Origin of the sequence: Bradyrhizobium sp. CCBAU 25360 (genome assembly GCF_028128695.1) — a bacterium.
GTDB classification, from domain to species: Bacteria; Pseudomonadota; Alphaproteobacteria; order Rhizobiales; family Xanthobacteraceae; genus Bradyrhizobium; species Bradyrhizobium ottawaense.
Map to the genome: position 1 here is coordinate 139,134 of NZ_LBJA01000038.1, position 21,152 is coordinate 160,285.

Consider the following 21,152-nt stretch of genomic DNA (forward strand, 5'->3'; position numbering starts at 1 on the left):
GTGTCGTCCCGGCGAACGCCGGGACCCATACTCTCAGGGTGGAGTAGCGGAGCGAGCTGGTCACCACGAGTCTTCGCCAAACTCGACCCGGTGGGTATGGATCCCGGCTTTCGCCGGGATGACGGCAGTGAGTGGAGCGCCGGCAGCCCCCTACTCCGCCAGCCTCTGCTGCAACCTAGCCTTCACGATCCCGTCCCGCGCCAGCTGATCGGCACGCTCGTTCTCTGGATGCCCGGCATGGCCTTTGACCCAATGCCAGCGGACCTCGTGCGCCTTCAGCGCGGCATCCAGGCGCTGCCATAGCTCGACATTCTTCACCGGCTTCTTGTCGGCGGTGCGCCAGCCGTTGCGCTTCCAGCCATGAATCCAGCCGGTGATGCCCTGCCTGACATACTGGCTGTCGGTGTAGAGATCGACCGTGCACGGCTTCTTCAGCGCTTCGAGCGCCGAGATCGCCGCCATCAGCTCCATCTGGTTGTTGGTGGTATGGCGCTCGCCGCCGTTCAACTCTTTTTCCTTGTCGCCGAACTTCAGGATCGCGCCCCAGCCGCCCGGCCCGGGATTTCCCGAGCAGGCGCCATCGGTATAGATCGTGACATTGGGAAGCTCGCTCACGCGACCAATCCTGACGGCATCAGCCCGTAATCGCGTACGCTCGTCACGCTCTGGTGGAAGCGCAGCTTGCGGACATATTCCAGCGGATCCTTCGGCTTGACCAGCGCGCCTTCGGGGACGTTGAGCCAGTCGACCAGCCGCGTCAGCAGGAAGCGGATCGCAGCACCCCGCGCCAGCAGCGGCAGTGCGGCCTCTTCGGCCTCGCTCAGCTTTCGCACGCGGCCATAAGCATTGAGGAAGGCGCGCGCCTTGGTGACGTTGAAGGAATGATCCGGCTCGAAGCACCAGGCGTTGAGGCAGATCGCGACGTCATAGGCCAGCATGTCGTTGCAGGCGAAGGTGAAGTCGATGATCCCCGAGAGCTGGTCGCCGAGGAAGAAGACGTTGTCGTTGAAGAGGTCGGCGTGGATCACGCCCTCCGGCAGATCGCCCGGCCAGATCCCGCTCGAGAGATGGTCGAGCTCGGTCGCCAGGAAAGCGCGCAGGCCCGGCTGCACCTCGTCGGCGCGGTTCGAAGCCGCATCGAACAGGGGCCGCCAGCCCGCGACCGACAGCGCATTGGCGCGCCGAACCGCAAAATTCGCGCCGGCCAGATGCATCTTCGCCAGCGCCCCGCCGACACCGGCGCAATGGGCCACGTTCGGCTTGCGCGGCCACATGCCTTCGAGAAAGGTGATGATCGCCGCGGGACGCCCCGACAGCTCGCGCAACGCCTCGCCGTCTCTTCCCTTCACCGGCAGCGGGCAGTTGATGCCGTGCTCGGCCAGATGCGTCATCAGGGCGAGGAAGAACGGCAAATCGTTCTTCGCCACGCGCTTCTCGTAGAGCGTGAGGATGAACGAGCCCTCGGTCGTATGCAGCAGGAAGTTGGTATTCTCGACGCCCTCGGCGATGCCCTTGTAGGAGAGCAATTCGCCGAGCTCGTATTGCTTCAGGAAATCCGCAAGCTCGTCGGCGGCAACGTCGGTGTAGACCGCCATAAAGGTCTACTCGGCGGCGGCTTCGGGGCGCACCTGACGCGGCAGCGGGAAGAACTCGTTCTCCTCCGCGGCCGAGACCGTCTCCACATGCAGCGTGTAGCGCTCGGCGAAGGCGTCCATGATCTCCTCGACGATCACTTCCGGCGCGGACGCGCCCGCGGTGATGCCGAGGCTCTTGATGTTGCCGAACTTGTCCCAGTCGATGTCAGTGGCACGCTGCGCCAGCACCGCAATCCCGCAGCCCTCGCGCTCGGCGACCTCGCGCAGGCGCTGCGAGTTCGACGAATTGGGGGCACCGACGACGATGAGCGCGTCGACCACCGGCGCCACCTTCTTCACCGCGAGCTGGCGGTTGGTGGTGGCGTAGCAGATGTCTTCCTTGTGCGGCCCGTTGATGTTCGGGAAGCGCTCCTTCAGCAGCGCCACGATCTCCGCGGTGTCGTCGATCGACAGCGTGGTCTGGGTCACGAAGGCGAGGTTGTTGGGGTCCTTCGGGGAGATGGTCTTGGCGTCCTCGGCGGTCTCGATCAGGGTCACGGCGCCGGTCGGAAGCTGGCCGAGCGTGCCGACCACTTCGGGGTGATGGGAGTGGCCGATCAGGAAGATCTCGCGGCCACGCTTGAAGTGGATCGCGGCCTCGCGGTGCACCTTGGTCACCAGCGGGCAGGTCGCATCCAGCGAGAACAGATTGCGGGACTGGGCGTCGGCCGGAACCGATTTCGGCACGCCATGGGCCGAGAACACCACCGGCGCGCTGGTGTTTTCAGGGATTTCGGCCAGCTCCTCGACGAAGATGGCGCCCTTCTTCTTCAACCCGTCGACGACATACTTGTTGTGCACAATCTCATGGCGAACATAGACGGGGGCGCCGTACTTATCGAGCGCCCGTTCCACGGTGTCGATCGCCCGGACCACCCCGGCGCAGAAGCCACGGGGAGAACAAAGCACGATCTTGAGGTCTGGTTTGGCTGACATTGAGCGATCTCGGGACCGAATCACCTCGCCAAATGGGCGGGAAGCGGTCGATGGATGGAATAGGGCTTGGGTACGGGCTTACAGGGAATTGGGCCCCCTTTCGGGCGCTGTCAAGGCACTATCTATAGCAGAACCATTGCGTGGCTACCCCCTCCGGGCTTATATAGCGCGAATTCCCAGTCATCGCTGATGACCACCGGTTTCGCCTCCAGAGGGGTGGGCGAAGCACAAAGGAGATTTGCCATGAGCAACGCACCTCTGATGCCCAAGGCGACCGCCGTCTGGCTGCTCGACAACACCGCGCTGACCTTCGACCAGGTCGCCGATTTCACCAAGATGCATCCCCTCGAGGTGCGCGCAATCGCCGACGGCGATGCTGCCCAGGGCATCAAGGGCATGGATCCCCTCTCCAACGGCCAGCTGACCCGCGAGGAGATCGAGAAGGGCGAGAGGAATCCGGATTATCGGCTCCGCCTCCAGGAGAGCAAGGTGGTGCTGCCGCCCCAGCCCAAGCGCAAGGGCCCGCGCTACACCCCGGTCTCGCGCCGCCACGAACGTCCGAGCGCCATCCTCTGGCTGCTGCGCAACCATGCCGAGCTCAAGGACGCCCAGATCATGCGCCTGGTCGGCACCACCAAGAGCACCATCGCGAGCGTGCGGGACCGAACCCACTGGAACACCTCCCAGCTGACCCCGATCGACCCCGTCACCCTCGGCCTCTGCTCGCAGATCGAGCTCGATTTCGAGGTGGCGCGCGCGGCCAAGGAGAAGCCGATCGACGCAGCCTATGGCGGTGCCACGCTGCTGCCGGCCTCCGAGACCACCAAGAAGGACGAGTTCGAGCCGGCCGAGCGATCGAACGACGACCTCAACCTCGACGCCGTGTTCGCCAAGCTGAAGACGCTCGGCGGCAAGAAGCAGGAAGACGAGGAAGAGTAGTTCCTCTCCCTCTCTTCCGTTCGCTTAAAACGCAAAAAGCGCGGCAGGAAACCTGCCGCGCTTTTGTTTTCCCCCTCTCCCGGTGGTCGTCCCCGCGAACGCGGGGACCCATAACCCCAGGGAGAGGTTTGGCGAAGACTCGTCGTTCGGTACTGCGCTTTCTATCGATAGCTTCCGCGGTATGGGTCCCGGCGTTCGCCGGGACGACAGCGGAATTCGTTGCTCTACGCGAGCGCTCCTCAGAACTTGTACGTCACGCCGGCGCCGACCAGCCACGGATCGATATGCGCGGTGCCGGTGACCGGCAGGCCGGAGACGGTGGCGCTGTAGTCCGGACGCAGCCAGAGCTTCTTGACGTCGACGTTGAGACCCCAGTGCCGGTCGATCATGTAGTCGAAGCCGAACTGCACGGCGCCGCCCCAGGCGTTGCTGACATGCAGGTTGGTGGTGGTGGCGACGATCGCGGGCGGACCGGCGATTGCGGCAGGCGAATTGGCCGCGGAATTGTTGAAGAACACGGTGTAGTTCACACCGGCGCCAACATACGGCTTGAAAGCGCCGAACTGGTCGAAGTGATATTGCAGCGTCAGCGTCGGCGGCAGCAGCGTGGTCTTGCCGATCGGCAGGTTCGCGAGCGAGCCGGTGCCGCTGATCGAGTGCCGGGTCACGCCGAGGATCAGCTCCGCGGCGATGTTCTTGGTGAAGAAGTAGCTGATGTCGAGCTCGGGGACGACCTGATCGCTGATCGAAAGGCCGGAGTTCGGCGAGGACAGCGAGGGCACGCCCGCCACATTGACGGTCGAGCCGCCGGCATCCGGCAACACGCCGAGCACGCGCAGACGCACCATCCACGGATTGAACGCCTCCACCGGCGGCGGCGCCTTCTTGTAAACCGGCAAATCGGCAGCTTGCACCGATGCAAACGTGCCCGCGAGCATCGCGCCAACCGTCGCAAGCCGCGCCAGGTTTCTTGTCGTTCTCTGCATTTCAATCCCCTTCAGCCTTCACTCGCGCGTCGTTGCGCGACATGAGCGTCAGAGCAGAAGGGGGGCGCTGAAGGATTTGACTTCGATCAATTCAGCCAGACGCAGCCACGATTTGGCCACGGCGTTGCAGATCTGTCACGGAAATCACGAATGCGGCGCGGCAGGATAATGCCGCACCTCACATCAGGGCCGCTCGGGATGGTTCAGCATGTATTCGCCGAGGTCGCGCTGGCGGCGATCTGCACGGGCGGTGGCGGCGTTGCGCTGAACGTCGCGATCCTTGCGGCAGGCCACGTATTCCGGCGAGCCCTGCGCATTGCCCCGGCCCAGGCAGACCGCATCGTCGTCGTCGCCGCCCACCGCCACCGGCGTCTGGTAGCGCGCGGAGCAGGCGGAGAGCATGAGGCCCGCAAACACAATCGCAAGAAACGGCTTCGAATTCATAGCAGCTCTTTCGTCCTCATGATGAGGAGCCCGCGCGGCGGGTTTCTCGAACCATGAAAGGCCCGGATTCAGCAGCGGGGCCTTTCATCCTTCGAGACGCGCGCCAGGCGCGCACCTCAGGATGAGGGTTGAGCGGAAAAATGCGGCCTATTCAAGCCCCCAATGGAGTCGGTCGTTCCGGGATGGTGCGCAAGCACCAGACCTCAGGTGCGCAATTGCGCACCGGGGAATCTCGAGATCCCGGGTTCGGTCCTGCGGACCGCCCCGGGATGACGCTTCGCCTCACACCCGCCCCTTCAGCGCCTCCCCGATCTCGTCGAGCGTCTTGGGATCCTCGATCGTCGCCGGCATGGTCCAGGACTCGCCGTCGGCGATCTTCTTGATGGTGCCGCGCAGAATCTTGCCGGAGCGTGTCTTGGGCAGGCGGCCGACGGTGATCGCGAGCTTGAAGGCGGCGACCGGGCCGAGCTTGTCGCGCACCAGCGCGACGATCTCCTTCTCGATCTCGGCGGGCGCACGCTTCACGCCGGCCTTGAGCACCAGGAAGCCGCAGGGCACCTCGCCCTTGATCGCGTCCTTGACGCCGAGCACGGCACATTCGGCAACATCGGGATGCGAGGCCAGGATCTCCTCCATGCCGCCGGTGGAGAGCCGATGGCCGGCGACGTTGATGATGTCGTCGGTGCGGCCCATGACGAAGACATAGCCGTCCTCGTCCTTGTAGCCGGCATCCGAGGTCTTGTAATAGCCGGGGAATTCGCTGAGATAAGCCTCCCTGAAGCGTGCATCCTGATTCCACAGGGTCGGCAGGCAGCCCGGCGGCATCGGCAGCTTGATGACGATCGAGCCCATGGTGTTGGGCCCGACCGGCTTTGCCGCCTCGTCGACCACGTCGACCTGGTAGCCCGGCATCGGCACCGTCGGCGAGCCGTGCTTCACCGGCAGCATGCCGAGCCCGACCGGGTTGCCGGCGATGCACCAGCCGGTCTCGGTCTGCCACCAATGGTCGATCACCGGCACCTTCAGCTGCTGCTCCGCCCATTCGACCGTCGGCGGATCGGCACGCTCGCCGGCGAGGAACAGCGTGCGGAACTTCGACAGGTCGTATTGCCGGATGAACTTTCCTTCCGGATCGTCTTTCCGGATCGCGCGGAACGCGGTCGGCGCAGTGAAGAACGCGACCGCCTTGTGCTCGGCGATCACGCGCCAGAATGCGCCGGCGTCGGGCGTGCCGACCGGCTTGCCCTCATACATGATCGTCGTCGCGCCGTGCAGCAGCGGCCCGTAGACGATGTAGCTGTGGCCGACCACCCAGCCGATGTCGGAGCCGCACCACCACACCTCGCCCGGCTTGACGCCATAGAGGTTGAACATCGACCATTTCACCGCGACGAGATGGCCGCCATTGTCGCGCACGACGCCCTTCGGGATACCCGTGGTGCCCGAGGTGTAGAGGATGTAGAGCGGATCGGTCGCGGCAACAGCCGCGCAGGGCGCCTTCTTGCCGTCGTTCATCGCCTTGCGGCGCAGGCTCGCCCAATCGTAGTCCCGTCCCGGGGCCAGGTCGCAAGTGAGCTGCGGGCGTTGCAGCACGATGCAGGCCTTCGGCTTGCTGCCGGCAAGCCTGATCGCCTCGTCGAGCAGCGGCTTGTACTGCACGATGCGGCCGGGCTCGATCCCGCAGCTTGCGGAGAGAATGAGTTTCGGCTGCGCGTCGTCGATGCGGGTGGCGAGTTCCTTCGCTGCAAAGCCGCCGAACACCACGGAGTGCACCGCCCCGATCCGCGCGCAGGCGAGCATCGCGACCACGGCCTCCGGCACCATCGGCATATAGAGGATGACGCGGTCGCCCTTGGCGACGCCGAAATCCTGCATGATGGCGCCAAGCGCCTGCACCTCGTTCAGCAGTTCAGCATAGGTGAGCTTGGTGACGCTGCCCGTGAGCGGCGAATCGTGGATCAGCGCGACCTGGTCGGCGCGCCCGCCTTCGACATGGCGGTCGAGCGCGTTGTAGCAGGTATTGACGACGCCGCCGGCGAACCAGCGGCCGTAGGTCCCTTGCGAGGGGTCGAAGATGGTCTTCGGCGGCTCGATCCAGTCGATCTCTTTCGCGGCCTCGGCCCAGAAGCCTTCGGGATCGGCCAGCGAGCGCGCATGGACCTCATGATAACTGCTCTTGCCCTGGATGTTCATTCCCGCGCTCCCGTTACCTTTATCGGCCTGACCTCGAACCTTGCGGCGCGGCGGTCGCCCCGCCATGACCCGGGTCAAGTGTCGGCCTTGTTTGAGAGGTATTTTCCCGGGAACGGGCCGCGGTTCAAGCTGAAAAGGATGGGTTATTTCTCCCTCTCCCCGCTTGCGGCAGGGCTATCGCATATGGGGTATGGGCTAGGGGGGCACGACAGTACCCACATCGTCATGGCCGGGCTTGTCCCGGCCATCCACGCCTTTCCATAACGCACGGAGAACGTGGATGCCCGGGAAAAGCCCGGGCATGACGACCTCTGCTAGATGTTCAATTGCCCTGCCGCTCACGGCAGGGAGAGGCGAAGAGCCCGCCTCAGCTCTCCGTCGCGTTCAGCTTCTGCAACCGCTCCTGCATGACCTTCCTCAGATCATAGCCCGGCCGGCCGAAGCTGGCGTTGCGGAGGCTAAGGAAATCGCGCTGGGTCTTGCGCAGCTCGCCAGCCGAGCGCTTGCCCGCCGATTTCAGCACGCGCTCATAGGTCTCGGCGATCTGGCGGTCGAGCACGCCCAGCTGCGGATCGGCGCAGATCACCTTCTCGACCTCGCGCTTCGCGGTCGCGCATGCGAAGGACGGACCATTGCCGGACGCCGCATTCAGCGCCCGCGGCGGCTCATCGCCGAATTTCGCGATCTCCGCGATCATGCTGCGGCGGCCGTTGGCAGCGTTCTCGTTGCCGGGATCGAGCTTGAGCGCCGTCTCGTAATCGGCCAGCGCCTTCTTGCGCTCGCCCATCTTCTTGTAGAGCACGGCGCGGTTGTTGTAGGTCAGCGCGAAATTCGGATCGATCTTCAGCGCAGCCTCGTAGTCACCGAGCGCGGCTCCGAACTCACCCTTGAACTGGTAGGAATCGCCGCGGTTGGTGAAGAAGTTCGGCCGGGGCGCCAGGCGCAGCGCCTGATCGTAATCGGCGATCGCCTTGTCGTACTCTTTCATGGCAGCATAGGTGAGCCCGCGATTGTCAAAATATTCGGGCACCTTCGGATCGAGCCTGATCGCTTCGCCGTCGTCGGCCACCGCCTTGTCGAGCTGGCCGAGCTTCTTGTAAGCGGCGCCGCGGTTGGTGTAGGTGCGCGGACGGTTGGGATCGAGCCGCAGCGCCTCGCTGAGATCCTTGATCGCCTTCTCGTTGTCGCCGCCGAGATAGTAGTTCACGCCGCGGTCGGACCATGCCTGTGCATCATCCGGCTTCAGCTTGATCGCCTGGTCGTAATCGGCGAGCGCGCGGTCAAGCCTGCGCTGGGTGGTGTACACGACACCGCGCAGCTCGTAAGCCTCCGCATTCTGCGGATCGAGCTCGATCGCCTTGCTCAGATCCGCCGCCGCGCGGTTGAGATCCCCGCCGGCCTCGCGCAAGAGGTCGCCGCGCAGGCGCCAGGCCTTTGCATTCTTGCCGTCGATTGCGATGGCGCGGTCGATGTCCCGCAGGGCTTGCGTGAGGCCGCCAGAAGTCCGGGCATTGGCGTCGGCGCGAACCAGCAGCGCCGCGGCGCGGTCGGACGCGGGACTTGCGCCCTGGTCGATGATGACGGTGCACGCCGGGATCAGCTCCGCGGGAACAGCCTTGCTGCCCATCACGCAATCGGCGCCCGCCGAGGCGGGGGCTGCAAGGACGAGGCTCATCGCCGCCCCGAGAAGAAAGGCGCGAAGCGAGACTTTGGCAAGCGAAAGCGCTTGCGCGGAAGGATGTGTGCCGCACATGGCAGAGTGCTCCGTGACGTCGGGTTCTCACCGTTGTCGCGGCAGGGAAGAAATGGGTTCAAGTCGCCTCTGTCTACGCCGTCATGGCCGAGCTTGTCCCGGCCATCACGTCTCACGCGCGGCACAAAGAACGTGGATGCCCGGGACAAGCCCGGGCATGACGAGCTCTCGTGCAGCAACGGGCCTAATATCCGTCTACCCCATTGAGTCGCAGCAAGCGCTCCTGCATCGCCTTCTTCAGATCATACCCCGCCCGGCCGTACCCGGCATTGCGGCGGGCGATGAACTCATCCTGCTCGCGCTGGAGGTTCTTCGCTTCCGCCGGATTGCGCGCCTCCCGGATCACCCGGGCATTCGATGCAAAGATCTCGCGATCGAGATCGGCGAGCTCGCGGTTGCCGCAGATCGCCTTCTCCACGGCACGGGCAGCACGCCTGCAGTTGAAGCTGGGCTTGCCGGCGACCGCCATCTGCGCGCCGATCCGCTCCAGCTCGCGCGCCATTGCCTTGTGGTTGGCCTTGGCCTTCTCGTGGTTCGGATCGATCTTCAGGGCCGCGCCGAAATCCTGCACCGCCTTGGGCTTGTCGCCCTTCTTCAGCCAGAGCTCGCCGCGCGCGTTCCAGATGTCGGCGAGCGCAGGGTCGAGCGAAAGAGCGCGGCTGTCGTCGGCGATGGCGCGGTCGACCTGGTCGTGCCGCGCATAGAGCGCCGCGCGCGCGATCAGCGCCTTGATCAGATCCCCCTTCGCCGTCTTCTCATTGTCGATCACGCCGGCGCAGGCCGTGGCCGCCTTGTCCACATCGTCTGCCGCGGTCGCCGCGAGGCATGAGGCGACATCGACCTGGATCACCGCAGCCGGTTCGCCGCCGGTCGCAGCCCGGGCGGCATTCAGCGACAGCGCGCAAAACAATACGGCACCTGACAGTTGAATGAGTTTTTGAAAACACATGCTCGTTGCAGTCGGTGTCTTGCTTTGTGGCTTGCCTTACGTCTTGCCTGGGGGCCGTACTATCCATCATACGGCCGGATTGGTGCTAGCTTGTGGCGCTGCTCAGACCGGCTTCGGGGATCATCGTGTCGACATTCGAATGGATCATCGCGCTTCTGCTCGGCGCCGTTGCCTTATCGGCGCTGGCGCGGCGGATCAAGGTCCCCTACCCGACCTTTCTGGCCATCGGCGGCGCGCTGATCGCCTTCGTGCCGTCCAGCCCGTCCTGGGCGCTGGAGCCGGACCTGGCCTTGGCGCTTTTTGTCGCACCGGTGCTGCTCGATGCCGCCTTCGACACCTCGCTGCGCGATCTGCGCAACAATTGGGTTCCGGTCTCGACCCTGGTCGTCGCCGCGGTCGGCTTGACCACGGCCGGCGTCGCCTTCGTCGCGCACCGGCTGATGCCCGATATGCCGTGGGCCGCCGCGGTCGCGCTCGGTGCCATCGTGGCGCCGCCGGATGCGGCCGCTGCGGTCGCGATCCTGAGCCAGGTGAAGCTGCCCCACCGCATGGTGAAAGTCCTTGAGGGCGAGAGCCTGCTCAACGACGCGAGCGCGCTCCTGATCTACCGCATCGCGGTCGGCGCGGTCGCCACCGAGCATCTGACATGGAGCCAGGTCGCGCCGACGATGGCGCTCGCGCTGGTCGGCAGCGTCGTCGCCGGCCTGCTCGCGGGCTACATCATCCCGCTGCTCCTGGAACGGGTCAAGGAAGCACCCAGCGCGATCATCGTGCAGTTCGCCACCACCTTCATGGTCTGGATCGCCGCGGAGCATCTCGGCCTCTCCGGCATCCTCACCATCGTCGTCTACGCCATCACCATGGCGCGTACGGCGGGGGCGCGTATGCCGGCACGGCTGCGGGTGCCGTCTTATGCGGTGTGGGAAACGATGGTGTTCGTGCTCAACGTGCTCGCCTTCATGCTGATCGGCATGCAGATGCGGCCGATCTGGACGCGGCTGGATGCGGACGTGCGCTGGGAATATTGCGTGGCCGCTGGCTGGATCCTGCTGACGGTGATCCTGGTGCGCCTCGCCTGGGTGACGTTCTATCGCACGACCTTGCGGGTGCTGGTCGCGCAGGGGATCTATCATCCGAACGACCCCAGGGCCGTCGCCTCGCCCAAGGGCGGCCTCATCATCTCCTGGTGCGGCATGCGCGGCCTCGTCACGCTCGCCACAGCTTTTGCGCTGCCGGAGAATTTTCCCTATCGCGACTTCATCGTCTTCATCGCCTTTGCGGTGGTGCTGGGATCGCTGGTGATCCAGGGCCTGACGCTGCGGCCGCTGATCCTGGCGTTCGGCCTCAAGGACGACGATCCCGTCGGCAACGAGGTCGCGCGCGCACGCGCCGTCGCCTATCGTGCCGCGCTCGATGCGATCGAGAGCGATCCGTCCGAGGAGGCCGAGATCCTGCGGCTGGAATATCGCGCCATCCTGATGCAAGCCGGGAGCGATCCCAACGGCGGCATCGCCAGTGGCGAACTGCCCGCCGATCCCCTGCGCCGCCGCGCCATTGCAGCCGCCCGCAAATCGATCTTCGAGCTCCGCGCCACCGAAGTGATCGGCGACGATGCCTTCCACCGGCTCGAAGAGGAGCTCGATCGCGCAGAATTGAGCGCGGGGGGATGAGGTAGCGCAGCCACAAACTCGGTGTCGTCCCGGACAAGCGCGCCCCAAGCGCGCGCAGATCCGGGACCCATAACCACAGGACGTCATCGTGACACGAGGTTGGCAACTCCAAATCTTCGCCAAACACAATCCTGTGGTTATGGGTCCCGGGCTCGCGCTACGCGCGCCCCGGGACGACGGCCGGCATTGAACCAAACCCCACCTCCCCAGACTCATTCCTGATGACGACCCTGACCGACGACCGTCGTGTACGCGCGCGTGATGCGTCGCCTGCACGATATTTTTATCTCCACATGGCCCTGGCCTGCGCGGCCACAGCTTTTCTCGGTTTCGCGCCGACCTATTGGGTTCCGCTCGCCCACCGGACGTTGTCCGCGAGCCCCGTGATTCACTTTCACGGGCTCTTGTTCTTCACCTGGTCTGTCTATTTCGTGCTTCAGACCTGGCTCGCGGCCTCGGGCCGCCTCGTCAATCATCGCTCGCTCGGCATCGCCGGCGTCTCGCTCGCAACCGCGATGACGATCTTCGGCTTCCTCGCCTCCGTGCACGTGATGCAGCATTCCGCAGCCCTCGGGCAGCGCGAGGCCGGCATCGGCTTCTCGATCGTGCCGATGAGCGGGATTGCGTTCTTCGCAATCGTGTTCGTGATCGCGATCATGAACACCCGCAGAGGAGAGATTCACAAGCGCCTGATGCTGCTCGCCGCGGTCTCGATCCTCGATGCCGCGATCGCGCGCTGGTTCCTGACCTTCCTGGCGCCTCCCGGGCCACCCGGCCCGCCGCCGGTGCCGGTGACGATCGCGCCCGCCGTCGTCGCATCGCTCCTGCTCGTCGTCGCCATGGTGCGCGACTGGCGCACCGAAGGCCGCGTGCATCCGGTCTACATCTATGGCACGCTCGCGCTGCTGGCGGTGAAGGTCTTGAACTGGCCGATCAGCGAGACGGCTGCGTGGCACGCATTTGCCGGCGGGATACTGGCGCTGGCGCAGTGAGTAGCCAAACACTCCATTGTCGTCCCGGGGCGCGCGAAGCGCGAACCCGGGACCCATAACCACAGGGAGTGGTTACCTTGGTGAGCTGGTCACCGCAAGTCTTCGCCAAACCACGTCCTGTGGTTATGGGTCCCGGATCTGCGCTGCGCTTGTCCGGGACGACAGTGAAGCGTCAGGCGGCGCCTACGCCCCCGCCTTGCACGTGATCCCGCCGTCGACCACGAGCTCGATCCCCGTCACATATTTCGACTCGTCGGACGCCAGAAACAGCGCGGCGTTGGCGACGTCGAAGGCATCGCCCATGTGACCCATCGGCACCTGCGCATCGCGCGCGCGCCACATCGCCTCGACATCGCCCTTGGCGTAGCTGGCGGCAAGGCCGGCAGAGTGTTCTACCATCGGCGTCTTCATCAGGCCGGGCAGGATCGCGTTGACGCGGACATGGTGCCGCGCGAACTCGATCGCGGTGGTGCGCGTCATCTGGTTCATCGCCGCCTTCGAGGTGCCATAGGTGACGTAGGAGATGCCCATGTGGCGGATCGAGGCGATCGAGGAGATGTTGATGATCGAGCCGCCGCCCTGCTTCACCATCACGGGAATGACGTGCTTCATGGCGAAATAGGCGCTCTTGAGGTTGACGCTGAAGACGCGGTCCCAGCTCTCCTCGGTCACCTCGACCACGCTGCCCATCTCGGCGATGCCGACATTGTTGTCGAGCACGTCGATGCGGCCATAGGCCTTCAGGCAGGCCGCCACCATCGCCTCGACCTCGCTCGCGCGGGACACATCGGCGGTGAAGGCGGTCGCCTTGCCGCCTTCGCCGGTGATGATCTTCGCGGTCTCCTCGGCAGCGGCACCGTTGCGGTCGACGCAGAACACCTGTGCGCCCTCGCGCGCGAAGGTCACCGCGGTCGCCTTGCCGTTGCCCCAGCCCGGTCCGATCGAGCCGGCCCCCACCACCATCGCAACCTTGCCCTTGAGCCGATCCATCATGTGTCTCCTTGTTGTTGTTCTTCTTGTAGCCCGGACGGGGCGTAAGCGTAATCCGGGGCTACGGATCGTTGCAGATCTTCATCGTGGTGACGTTAGCACCAATGGGATACCCGACAATCTCCGACAGCGTCCGGCATTGTCCATCATGGCACAGCCGCCATTCGCCGGCCGCGCCCGAATTGCCGAGCACGACCTCTTTCATGGCTGCCCGCTTCGGCTGCCACTGAAACCAGCCGTCGACCAGCCGCGCCTCGGGCGGCGGCTCCATGCCGGGGCCGGTGCCCTTGACGCGGGCCTGCACCAGTTCGAGACCGGCGGGGGTGACGCGCCAGTCTTCCTGCCAGTCGACTTTCGCGATCGAATGCGTCCAGACCAGCGTGAACGCCGACAACGCCAGCGCCTTCACGCCGAAAGCCGTTGCGAAGCAGAGGCTCACACCGCCTCGACCGTTACAGGCGGGCGCTGCCGCCATTGCCACAGCGCGAGCGCCGCAGCGAGCACGAAGCCCGCGGTGTCGCTGAACGGGAATTCGCCGAGCAGGCAGAACGCGGCGCCGAGCGCGACCAGGCGCTCGATCAGCGTCAGCCGGGTGAACAGGAAGCCGATCGCGACCATGCCGAACAGGCCGATCGCCACCAACGCCTTGACGGTCGCGAGCGCGACCGCGCCGTAGAAGCCGAGCTTTGCCGCCATGGGGTCGCCGGCCTGCAGCATCAAGGCCGGGGAATAGACGAAGATGAAGGGGATGACGTAGCCGGCCAGCGCGATGCGCATCGCCTCCCAGCCGATCTTGTCCGGGTTCTCCTTGGCGATCGGCGCCGCCGCGAGCGCCGCCAGTGCCACCGGCGGCGAGAGGTCGGCCATGATGCCGTAGTAGAACGCGAACATGTGGCTCGCGATCAAGGGCACCCCTAACTTGGCCAGCGCAGGTGCCGCGAGCGCGGCGGTGATGATGTAGGTCGGGATGGTCGGGATTCCGGTGCCGAGCAGGATCGACAGCAGCATGGTCATGATCAGCGCCAGGAACAGACTCTTCTCGCCGAGCCCGATCACCCAGCCGCCGAAGATGGTGCCGACGCCGGTCTGCGACATCATGCCGATGATGACGCCGACGATGGCGCAGGCCATGCCGACGGTGATGGCGGATTTGGCGCTCTCGGCCAGCGCGTCGCGGCAGGCGCGCAGCGCCGCAAAGCCGCCGCGCACGAAGGCGGTGATCACGATCAGCCCGACCACGACGCTCGCGACCGGCACGATCTTGAGGCCGTCCCGCGAGAGCGCGGCGACGACGAGCGCAAGGCCGATCCAGAAGATGGTGCGGATCACGTTCGAGGAGGCGCCCGTGGTGATGGCGGTGCCGAGGATCAGCGCCACCGTCAGCGCGAGACCCATGCTGCCGGCATAGAGCGGCGTAAAGCCCTCGAACAGCATGTAGACGAGGGCGGCGAGCGGCAGCACGAGGTACCAGCGCGTCACCAGTGCCCTCCAGGCGCTCGGGATTTCCGAGCGCTTCATGCCGACGAGGCCGTGCTTGCCGGCTTCCAGATGCACCATCCAGAAGGCGGACGCGAAATAGAGGATCGCGGGAATGGCCGCCGCCTTGACGATCTCGGAATATTGCACGCCGAGCGTCTCGGCCATGATGAAGGCGACCGCGCCCATCACCGGCGGCATGATCTGCCCGCCCATCGAAGCCGTGGCCTCGACGCCGGCGGCGAAGGCGCGGCGATAGCCGAACCTGATCATCAGGGGAATCGTGAACTGGCCGACGGTCACGACATTGGCGACGCCAGAGCCGGAGATCGTGCCCATCATGCCCGAGGCGAACACCGCGACTTTCGCAGGTCCCCCGCGGGTGCGGCCGAACAGGCCGAGCGAAACGTCGGTGAAGAGCTGGATCATGCCGGCGCGCTCCAGGAACGAACCGAACAGGATGAACAGGAAGATGTAGGTCGCCGACACGTAGATCGGCACGCCGTAGAAGCCCTCGGTGCCGAACGACAGATGCGTGACGATCTGGTCGAAATCGTAGCCGCGATGGTTGAGCGGCGACGGCAGGTACTGGCCGAAGAACCAGTAGACGAGGCAGGCGCCGCACATCAGCGGCAGCGCCGCGCCCATCAGGCGCCGCGTGCCCTCGAAGATCAGCACCGCCAGCACCGTGCCGACCACGAGATCAAGCCGCGTCGGGTCGCCGTCGCGCGCGATCAGGTCGGCGTAGAAGATCCACTGGTAGAGCCCGCACAGGAAGCCGGCGCCGCCGATCACCCAGCCGAGCGCGCGGCCGGCATTGCTCTTCGCGGTGAAGTTGGCGATCAGGCCGAAGGTGAGCAGAACGAGGAAGCCGACATGGACGCCGCGCACCACCTGGCTCGGCAGATAGTTGAAGGCGGCGACATAGAGCTGGAAGGTGGCGAAGGCGATGCCGATCCAATAGGCGAGTTGCCCCCACCAGCCCGGACCGAAACCGTCCGGGAAACCGTGCTCGAAATTGTCGAACTCAACCTTGATGGGCGCAGCTTCGGCGCCCTCTGCCTTTTCCAGCATCTTATTCGTCCTCAGCCCTGTAGCGCATATAACATCGAGGCATTGCTCACCCACACCGTCATGGCCGGGCTTGTCCCGGCCATCCACGTCTTACGGTGTCTCCAAGAACGTGGATGCCCGGGACAAGCCCGGGCATGACGTTCGCGGATAGAGCGCGCCTTACTTGATCAGCTCTTTTTCCTTGTAATAGCGGATCGCGCCGGGGTGCAGCGGAACCGGGCTGCCTGTCGCGGCGGTCTCGAGCTTGATCTCCTTGCCGGCCGCGTGTGCATTCTGCAATTCCGGCAGCGATTCGTAGATCAGCTTGGTCATCTGATAGGCGAGATCGTCCGACACCGCGGAGCTCGTGACGAGATAGTTGATCACGGCCGCAGTCGGCACGTCCTTGTCCTGGCCGGTATAGGTGTTGGCCGGAATGATCGCGGAGACGAAGGGCGGGCCGATCTTGTCGACGGTCTCCTTCGGCACCGACACCACCGTGATCGGGCTCGAGGTCGAAAGGTCCTTCAGCGAGGCGACGCCGAGACCGGCCGATTGCAGCGTGGCGTTGAGCTGGCGGTTCTTCATGAGGTCGACGGATTCGGCGAACGGCAGATATTCGACCTTGCCGAGATCCTTGTAGCTCATGCCGGCGGCGGCCAGGATCGCACGCGAATTCAGCTCGGTGCCGGACTTCGGCGCACCGACGGAGAGGCTCTTGCCCTTGAGGTCGGCCAGCGTCTTGATGCCGGACTCGGTCGTGGCGACGATCTGGATGTAGTTCGGATAGATCGCACCGATGGTCCTGAGCTTGTCGAGCTTGGTCTTGAAGCCCGCCTCCTCCTCGCCGTCCCAGGCGGCCTTGAGCGAATCGCCGAGCGTGAACGCCAGCTCGCCGCGGCCCTGCTGCAGCAGGATCAAATTCTCGACCGACGCCTTGGTGGCCTGCACCTGCGTCTTCACGTTCGGAATCTTGTCGCCGTAGATCTTCCCGATCGCGACTCCGAGCGGATAATAGACGCCGGAGGTGCCGCCGGTCAGCACGTTGATGAAGGATTGCGCCTGCGCGCAAGGTGCCGACGCCGCCAGAGCAAGAGCCGCGGCCGCGCCGAAAATGGTCCGTTTCATGGTTGTTGTTCTCCCCAAACCGGCGGCGAAATTGGCCGGATGAGGGATGCGGGTCAACCCATCCAAAAGACAAAACAGGACTGCGGTAAACGGCCGAACGAGCTGAATTTTTCGGGAACCCGCGGTGCGGCGAGGTGGCGCAGTCGTCCCCGGCACATCCTTCGAGACGCCCGCCTGCGGCGGGCCCTCAGGATGAGAACGGAGTACGTGACAGCTATTTCAACAGCAAAGCTGGCGCTCAGCCTCATCCTGAGGAGACCGCGAAGCGGTCATCTCGAAGGACGAGGCGCTCGCCCAGGCCCCGCCAAGCGCATACGCGATCGCCCTCCCCGTAAGCAGGAGGGAGCGCGCCGTCACTGGCAAGGCTTTACTGGCAAGGCTTTGCTGGAAAGGTTTTGCTGGAAAGGCTTTACTGGCAAGCTCTCACTGGAACGTCATGTCCAGGCATTTGGAGATGTCGGAACCGAGGCCGGAGGAGATGATGATGCAGCCGCGCACCTTCTGCGCGCCGACATCGGCGGCCCACACCGAATAGCCGCCCGGGCCGAAGAACGAATTGGTGTTCGGCGGCTCGGTCTCGGTCGCGTCGAAATCATACTTGCCGTCGGTCTCGAAGATGCGCGGCTTCTTGGTGCAGCCGCCGTCGGTCTGGACGTTGATGACTTCCTTGTTGTCGCGGGTCAGCGCCAGCGAGACCTGGCAGCGGAAATATTCCGAGGTCTTGGTGTTGAACAGATAGGTGTAGGACTTGCAGGTCGCCGTGTTCAGCTTGCCCGGGGCAAGGCCGCGGCTGCACGAAATCCGCTGGTTGTGGCTGAGCTGGTAATCATCGGCCCGGGCGGCCGGTGCCAGCGCCGTCAACGACAATGACGCAGCCCAGCAAAGTTTAATCACATGGCGCATCCGAATCATCCCCACCCATAATTTTGTCGAGTTGCGTTCTAGACGGAAAGCGGAACATAGTCGCGAGGGGACGAAGGGAAAATCACAAACTGCTGGGCAAGACGTGATGCGCTGCGGCGCTTTCGCAAATTGACCCGGACAAGCCGTTCGTGATTTGTTCAAGCCGGGTACCCCAGCGACGGGGAGGATGGATGATGACATTTTCAACCAAGACATTTGCACTTGTTTCGGCTGCACTCGTGACAGTGCTCGGCGCGTTCGCCGCGCCCGCTTTCGCGCAAGCCCCGGCAACGCCGTGGGAGCTCAAGCCCGACACCGGCTACGCCTATGACAGGGAGGGCAAGACCTTTTCCTACAAGATGGGCACCAGCAACGCCGGCGAGCTCCTGAAGGGCGCCAAGAAGGTCCCGAAGGGCACGCTGTTCTTCATCGGCCACAACGGCCAGCTCTACATGCGCAGCGGCCCCTATCTGGAAGGCGACGGCAAGTTCAAGTTCGGGCCGGATCAGTAAGCGCGCTGCCGTAGGGTGGGCAAAGGCGCGTTAGCGCCGTGCCCACCATCTCTCTCTATCGCAAAAGGTGCGTGGGCACGCTTCCGCCGCCGCTCTTCGAGCTATGGCGGACAAGTCGCTTTGCCCACCTACGGCAGCGCGCTAAAACGCCCCCGCCAATTCCCTTGCACCGGGTTTGCTGCTGTTCGAATCCATCCGATCGTCGGTCACCGCCAGCAGCTTGGCCACCGTGTTGTGGCGAATTGCGACCGGGTTGCGCTCGTAGCCGCCGCGCTGGAAGAAGTTCGAGGTCGGCACCTGCTCGCGCATCGCCTGCGGCATCGTCACCATGTCGAGCCCGGTGCCGTCGCCGGTGAGGTTCATCATCTCGAGCTCGGCCGCGGTCAGCGGACGGCTGTAGCCCTTGGCGCGGGCGAACAGCACCGAGGTTAGGAGCTTGTGGGTCTGCAGCATCGGACCGACATCGATGTCGAGCACCATCGCATGCATGGCCCAGCCCTGCGCGGTGTTGCCGATCTTCTCGTGCTCCGACCAGGTGTCGGGCACCGACTTCGCGTGCGCCACCATCTTCTTCAGCACGACGAGCTTGTGCTCGAGCGACTGACGCGCCGGTCCTGATGTCCGCGCGACCTTCTCGGAGAGCGCGCGAATGAGTTCGTGCCCCTGCTCGGCGAGCAGCTCGACGCTGTTGGTGGTCAGGAGCTGGTTGTAGCCCATCGCGGTCGAGATCGCGCGCTTGCCGCCATGCTCGATTCCCGCCTGCACGTCGTGGCTGCCGGTGCCGCCGGTCTCGAACGAATAGACCCGCACGGCCTGCTCGCGCGTCAGCCCGGAGGCCAGCGCATAGCGCGCATAGGCGCGCTTGAACTCGATCTCGCTCGCCGGGCGCTGCGGCGTGAACTGGTAGAGCTCCTGCGCCGCGCGCAGGAAATCGGCGACCACCGGGATCGGCTTTTTGGCGGGACGGTCCGGCGTTTCCTCCGGCTCCGGATTCACCGGCTTCTTCGGCCCGTTATAGAGCGGCGGATGCTCCAGCACGTAGTCGTCGAGCGTCACCTGCTGCCCGCTGCGCCGCTTGGCGTTGCGGCCTTTCCGCTTCTCCGAGATCTGGCTCCAATAGGCGCCGGCCTCGGCGTCGAAGGCCGCGCGCGCCGCCTGATATTCTGCGAGCTTGCGGCGATATTCGAGCACGGCCGGCGAGGCGCCACCCTGCGCAAAAAACTGCGACAGCAACTGGGCGTTGGCATCGCGAACGGCGGGCGGCAGCGCGTCGATCTCGCCGCCACGCGCGGCGGGCGCGAGCAGGACGAGCGCAAGTGGAACCAGCACAAGGCTGTTTCGAGAGAGGCTGTTTCGAATCGAATGATGCATGCTGCCCTCTTAGCAGGCATCCGGTAACCGTCACGTTAACGCGCCGTTTACCTCTTTTTTCGTCTCTTGCGTCACTTCCAGGCGAACACCGGCTGTTCCAGCTCGGTGACGCGGGTCTGCCGGCCCGCGAGCACCTCGCGGAACTGGTAGATCAGCGCCGCCGTCGGCGCGTGGATCAGGCTTTCCTGATGATGGAAGCGAATGACGCGGCGCGCGCTCTCGGGGATCGCGACGAAATCGAAGGCGTCGTCGCGCTCGATCGTGTCGAGCGCAATGCGATGGACCGAAGCCACCTCGTCCGGGTTCGGCCTGATCGCGGCACTGTCGGCGGCCCAGACCACGACGGGCGTGATCAGATAGCCGGAGCGGGTCGGATAATCGTCGAGCGTGCCGAGCACCTGCGCGCCGGTGAGGCGAAGGCCAAGCTCCTCGTCGAGCTCGCGCAACGCCGCCTCGACCGGCGTCTCGCCGGCGTCGCAGCGGCCGCCCGGCAGCGCCCATTGGCCGCGATGGGCGCGCAGATGCGATGCGCGCAGCGTGAGCAGGAATGCGGTGTCATCGTCCTCGCTCGCGGTCAGCGCGACCGCCACCGCGGCACGCTTCAGCGTCGTCGGCACTTCACCCGCCGGCAGCCGCATGAAGGCCGCGCAGGCATTCGCGATATTCCGCCGTGTGGCATCATCGAACGGTCTCATGATGCTTGACTACACCACGTCCGGCCCCGATGAAACGGGATCGCAAGGCCCGCACGGAATGGACGACGAGATGACCAACAAGGCCGCCGCAAGGCTCAAATCAGACGGCTGGAGCATCCTGGAGACCACGGGCTTCATGCACCTGATCGGTCCCCTGTGGGAGCGCAAGGTCGACGGTCATTACGAATTCGCGCTCGCGACCGAGGACAAGCACCACAACCGCCGCGGCATGGTCCAGGGCGGCGTGATGATGACCTTTGCCGACCGCACCTGCGGCATGACCGCCCGTTACGTCTCCGGCAAGGAGTTCATGGCAACCGTGCAGCTCGACACCCATTTCGTCGAGGCCGGCCAGATCGGCGACATCCTGATCTCCCGCCCGCGCGTGGTGCGCTCGACGCGCAGCCTGATCTTCATGAGCACGGAGGTGACGGTGGATGGCCGCTGCATCGTGATGGCGAACGGCGTGTTCAAGATTCTGAAGGGCCCGGGGTAGCTGTTCGGTCAGGTTGCCACTGCCGCAACCAC

General features: G+C 65.0%; 20 protein-coding genes. 5 read left to right on the forward strand and 15 right to left on the reverse strand.

Translation table 11 applies throughout. The annotated features are described in order from the left end of the window. Positions 1–150: 150 nt before the first annotated feature. From rnhA to ispH, 3 genes are read right to left on the reverse strand one after another with little or no spacing between them, the layout of a single operon-like run. Positions 151–615 carry a ribonuclease HI gene (rnhA, locus tag XH81_RS16585; RefSeq protein WP_028140698.1) on the reverse strand — a complete coding sequence of 155 codons (465 nt, stop codon included), beginning with the start codon at positions 613–615 and terminating at the stop codon, positions 151–153. Continuing rightward, a complete protein-coding gene (locus tag XH81_RS16590; protein ID WP_028140699.1) occupies positions 612–1,595 on the reverse strand; it encodes a homoserine kinase in 984 nt (327 codons plus the stop codon). The genes rnhA and XH81_RS16590 overlap by 4 nt, the downstream gene beginning before the upstream one ends. 6 nt (positions 1,596–1,601) lie before the next feature. After that, positions 1,602–2,570: a 4-hydroxy-3-methylbut-2-enyl diphosphate reductase gene (gene ispH, locus XH81_RS16595; RefSeq protein ID WP_028140700.1), complete on the reverse strand. Its 969-nt coding sequence runs from the start codon at positions 2,568–2,570 to the stop codon at positions 1,602–1,604. 243 nt (positions 2,571–2,813) lie between these two features. Here ispH and XH81_RS16600 point away from each other — a divergent pair, with 243 nt between their 5' ends. After that, the gene (locus XH81_RS16600; protein ID WP_028140701.1) at positions 2,814–3,509 is read left to right on the forward strand and encodes a DUF1013 domain-containing protein; all 696 of its coding nucleotides are present in this window, start codon (positions 2,814–2,816) and stop codon (positions 3,507–3,509) included. Between the two features lie 239 nt (positions 3,510–3,748). Here XH81_RS16600 and XH81_RS16605 read toward each other — a convergent pair whose 3' ends face one another. From XH81_RS16605 to XH81_RS16625, 5 genes are all read right to left on the reverse strand, one after another. Continuing rightward, entirely contained in the window at positions 3,749–4,495 is a 747-nt protein-coding gene (locus tag XH81_RS16605) for an OmpW/AlkL family protein (RefSeq protein WP_028140702.1), read from the reverse strand. A gap of 183 nt (positions 4,496–4,678) precedes the next feature. Next, positions 4,679–4,939, reverse strand: a complete 261-nt coding sequence (locus tag XH81_RS16610; RefSeq protein WP_038974818.1) for a hypothetical protein — start codon at positions 4,937–4,939, stop codon at positions 4,679–4,681. 282 nt (positions 4,940–5,221) lie between these two features. Continuing rightward, positions 5,222–7,132, reverse strand: a complete 1,911-nt coding sequence (locus XH81_RS16615; protein ID WP_028140704.1) for a propionyl-CoA synthetase — start codon at positions 7,130–7,132, stop codon at positions 5,222–5,224. A 367-nt stretch (positions 7,133–7,499) separates the two neighbouring features. Next, on the reverse strand, positions 7,500–8,885 hold the full coding sequence (locus XH81_RS16620; RefSeq protein WP_028140706.1) for a tetratricopeptide repeat protein: 1,386 nt from the start codon (positions 8,883–8,885) through the stop codon (positions 7,500–7,502). 184 nt (positions 8,886–9,069) lie between these two features. Further along, positions 9,070–9,834, reverse strand: a complete 765-nt coding sequence (locus XH81_RS16625; protein WP_038974817.1) for a tetratricopeptide repeat protein — start codon at positions 9,832–9,834, stop codon at positions 9,070–9,072. Positions 9,835–9,959: 125 nt separating this feature from the next. Between XH81_RS16625 and XH81_RS16630 the strand changes: the two genes are divergently transcribed. Further along, positions 9,960–11,504, forward strand: a complete 1,545-nt coding sequence (locus XH81_RS16630) for a cation:proton antiporter (protein ID WP_028140708.1) — start codon at positions 9,960–9,962, stop codon at positions 11,502–11,504. Positions 11,505–11,725: 221 nt separating this feature from the next. Next, the gene (locus tag XH81_RS16635; protein WP_028140709.1) at positions 11,726–12,496 is read left to right on the forward strand and encodes a hypothetical protein; all 771 of its coding nucleotides are present in this window, start codon (positions 11,726–11,728) and stop codon (positions 12,494–12,496) included. Between the two features lie 183 nt (positions 12,497–12,679). Here XH81_RS16635 and XH81_RS16640 read toward each other — a convergent pair whose 3' ends face one another. The 5 genes from XH81_RS16640 to XH81_RS16660 all read right to left on the reverse strand — a co-directional run bounded on the left by XH81_RS16640 (position 12,680) and on the right by XH81_RS16660 (position 18,046). After that, a complete protein-coding gene (locus XH81_RS16640) occupies positions 12,680–13,486 on the reverse strand; it encodes an SDR family NAD(P)-dependent oxidoreductase (RefSeq protein WP_028140710.1) in 807 nt (268 codons plus the stop codon). Between the two features lie 61 nt (positions 13,487–13,547). Further along, a complete protein-coding gene (locus XH81_RS16645) occupies positions 13,548–13,961 on the reverse strand; it encodes a DUF1850 domain-containing protein (RefSeq protein WP_049824111.1) in 414 nt (137 codons plus the stop codon). Further along, positions 13,922–16,036, reverse strand: a complete 2,115-nt coding sequence (locus XH81_RS16650; protein ID WP_161966276.1) for a TRAP transporter permease — start codon at positions 16,034–16,036, stop codon at positions 13,922–13,924. Before XH81_RS16650 ends, XH81_RS16645 begins: the two co-directional genes overlap by 40 nt. 159 nt (positions 16,037–16,195) lie before the next feature. Further along, entirely contained in the window at positions 16,196–17,143 is a 948-nt protein-coding gene (locus XH81_RS16655; RefSeq protein WP_028140713.1) for a TAXI family TRAP transporter solute-binding subunit, read from the reverse strand. A 423-nt stretch (positions 17,144–17,566) separates the two neighbouring features. Then, positions 17,567–18,046 carry a hypothetical protein gene (locus tag XH81_RS16660; RefSeq protein WP_028140714.1) on the reverse strand — a complete coding sequence of 160 codons (480 nt, stop codon included), beginning with the start codon at positions 18,044–18,046 and terminating at the stop codon, positions 17,567–17,569. Between the two features lie 194 nt (positions 18,047–18,240). Between XH81_RS16660 and XH81_RS16665 the strand changes: the two genes are divergently transcribed. Continuing rightward, positions 18,241–18,558 (forward strand): hypothetical protein, encoded by a 318-nt coding sequence (locus tag XH81_RS16665; RefSeq protein WP_028140715.1) that lies wholly within the window; start codon positions 18,241–18,243, stop codon positions 18,556–18,558. A gap of 141 nt (positions 18,559–18,699) precedes the next feature. Here XH81_RS16665 and XH81_RS16670 read toward each other — a convergent pair whose 3' ends face one another. Both XH81_RS16670 and XH81_RS16675 read right to left on the reverse strand, forming a co-directional pair. Beyond that, a complete protein-coding gene (locus XH81_RS16670) occupies positions 18,700–19,929 on the reverse strand; it encodes a hypothetical protein (protein ID WP_028140716.1) in 1,230 nt (409 codons plus the stop codon). Between the two features lie 71 nt (positions 19,930–20,000). After that, entirely contained in the window at positions 20,001–20,624 is a 624-nt protein-coding gene (locus tag XH81_RS16675; RefSeq protein ID WP_038950701.1) for an NUDIX hydrolase, read from the reverse strand. A gap of 70 nt (positions 20,625–20,694) precedes the next feature. On the opposite strand from XH81_RS16675, the gene XH81_RS16680 reads away from it, so the two are divergent. Then, positions 20,695–21,120: a PaaI family thioesterase gene (locus XH81_RS16680; protein ID WP_028140718.1), complete on the forward strand. Its 426-nt coding sequence runs from the start codon at positions 20,695–20,697 to the stop codon at positions 21,118–21,120. Positions 21,121–21,152: the final 32 nt, after the last annotated feature.

Excerpts from the sequence above, each read along its gene's own strand:
- XH81_RS16590 (WP_028140699.1), bottom strand. The coding sequence starts at position 1,595 with ATGGCGGTCTACACCGACGTTGCCGCCGACGAGCTTGCGGATTTCCTG.
- ispH (WP_028140700.1), bottom strand. The coding sequence starts at position 2,570 with ATGTCAGCCAAACCAGACCTCAAGATCGTGCTTTGTTCTCCCCGTGGC.
- XH81_RS16600 (WP_028140701.1), top strand. The coding sequence starts at position 2,814 with ATGAGCAACGCACCTCTGATGCCCAAGGCGACCGCCGTCTGGCTGCTC.
- XH81_RS16605 (WP_028140702.1), bottom strand. The coding sequence starts at position 4,495 with ATGCAGAGAACGACAAGAAACCTGGCGCGGCTTGCGACGGTTGGCGCG.
- XH81_RS16610 (WP_038974818.1), bottom strand. The coding sequence starts at position 4,939 with ATGAATTCGAAGCCGTTTCTTGCGATTGTGTTTGCGGGCCTCATGCTC.
- XH81_RS16615 (WP_028140704.1), bottom strand. The coding sequence starts at position 7,132 with ATGAACATCCAGGGCAAGAGCAGTTATCATGAGGTCCATGCGCGCTCG.
- XH81_RS16620 (WP_028140706.1), bottom strand. The coding sequence starts at position 8,885 with ATGTGCGGCACACATCCTTCCGCGCAAGCGCTTTCGCTTGCCAAAGTC.
- XH81_RS16625 (WP_038974817.1), bottom strand. The coding sequence starts at position 9,834 with ATGTGTTTTCAAAAACTCATTCAACTGTCAGGTGCCGTATTGTTTTGC.
- XH81_RS16635 (WP_028140709.1), top strand. The coding sequence starts at position 11,726 with ATGACGACCCTGACCGACGACCGTCGTGTACGCGCGCGTGATGCGTCG.
- XH81_RS16640 (WP_028140710.1), bottom strand. The coding sequence starts at position 13,486 with ATGGATCGGCTCAAGGGCAAGGTTGCGATGGTGGTGGGGGCCGGCTCG.
- XH81_RS16645 (WP_049824111.1), bottom strand. The coding sequence starts at position 13,961 with ATGGCGGCAGCGCCCGCCTGTAACGGTCGAGGCGGTGTGAGCCTCTGC.
- XH81_RS16650 (WP_161966276.1), bottom strand. The coding sequence starts at position 16,036 with ATGCTGGAAAAGGCAGAGGGCGCCGAAGCTGCGCCCATCAAGGTTGAG.
- XH81_RS16655 (WP_028140713.1), bottom strand. The coding sequence starts at position 17,143 with ATGAAACGGACCATTTTCGGCGCGGCCGCGGCTCTTGCTCTGGCGGCG.
- XH81_RS16660 (WP_028140714.1), bottom strand. The coding sequence starts at position 18,046 with ATGCGCCATGTGATTAAACTTTGCTGGGCTGCGTCATTGTCGTTGACG.
- XH81_RS16665 (WP_028140715.1), top strand. The coding sequence starts at position 18,241 with ATGACATTTTCAACCAAGACATTTGCACTTGTTTCGGCTGCACTCGTG.
- XH81_RS16670 (WP_028140716.1), bottom strand. The coding sequence starts at position 19,929 with ATGCATCATTCGATTCGAAACAGCCTCTCTCGAAACAGCCTTGTGCTG.
- XH81_RS16675 (WP_038950701.1), bottom strand. The coding sequence starts at position 20,624 with ATGAGACCGTTCGATGATGCCACACGGCGGAATATCGCGAATGCCTGC.
- XH81_RS16680 (WP_028140718.1), top strand. The coding sequence starts at position 20,695 with ATGACCAACAAGGCCGCCGCAAGGCTCAAATCAGACGGCTGGAGCATC.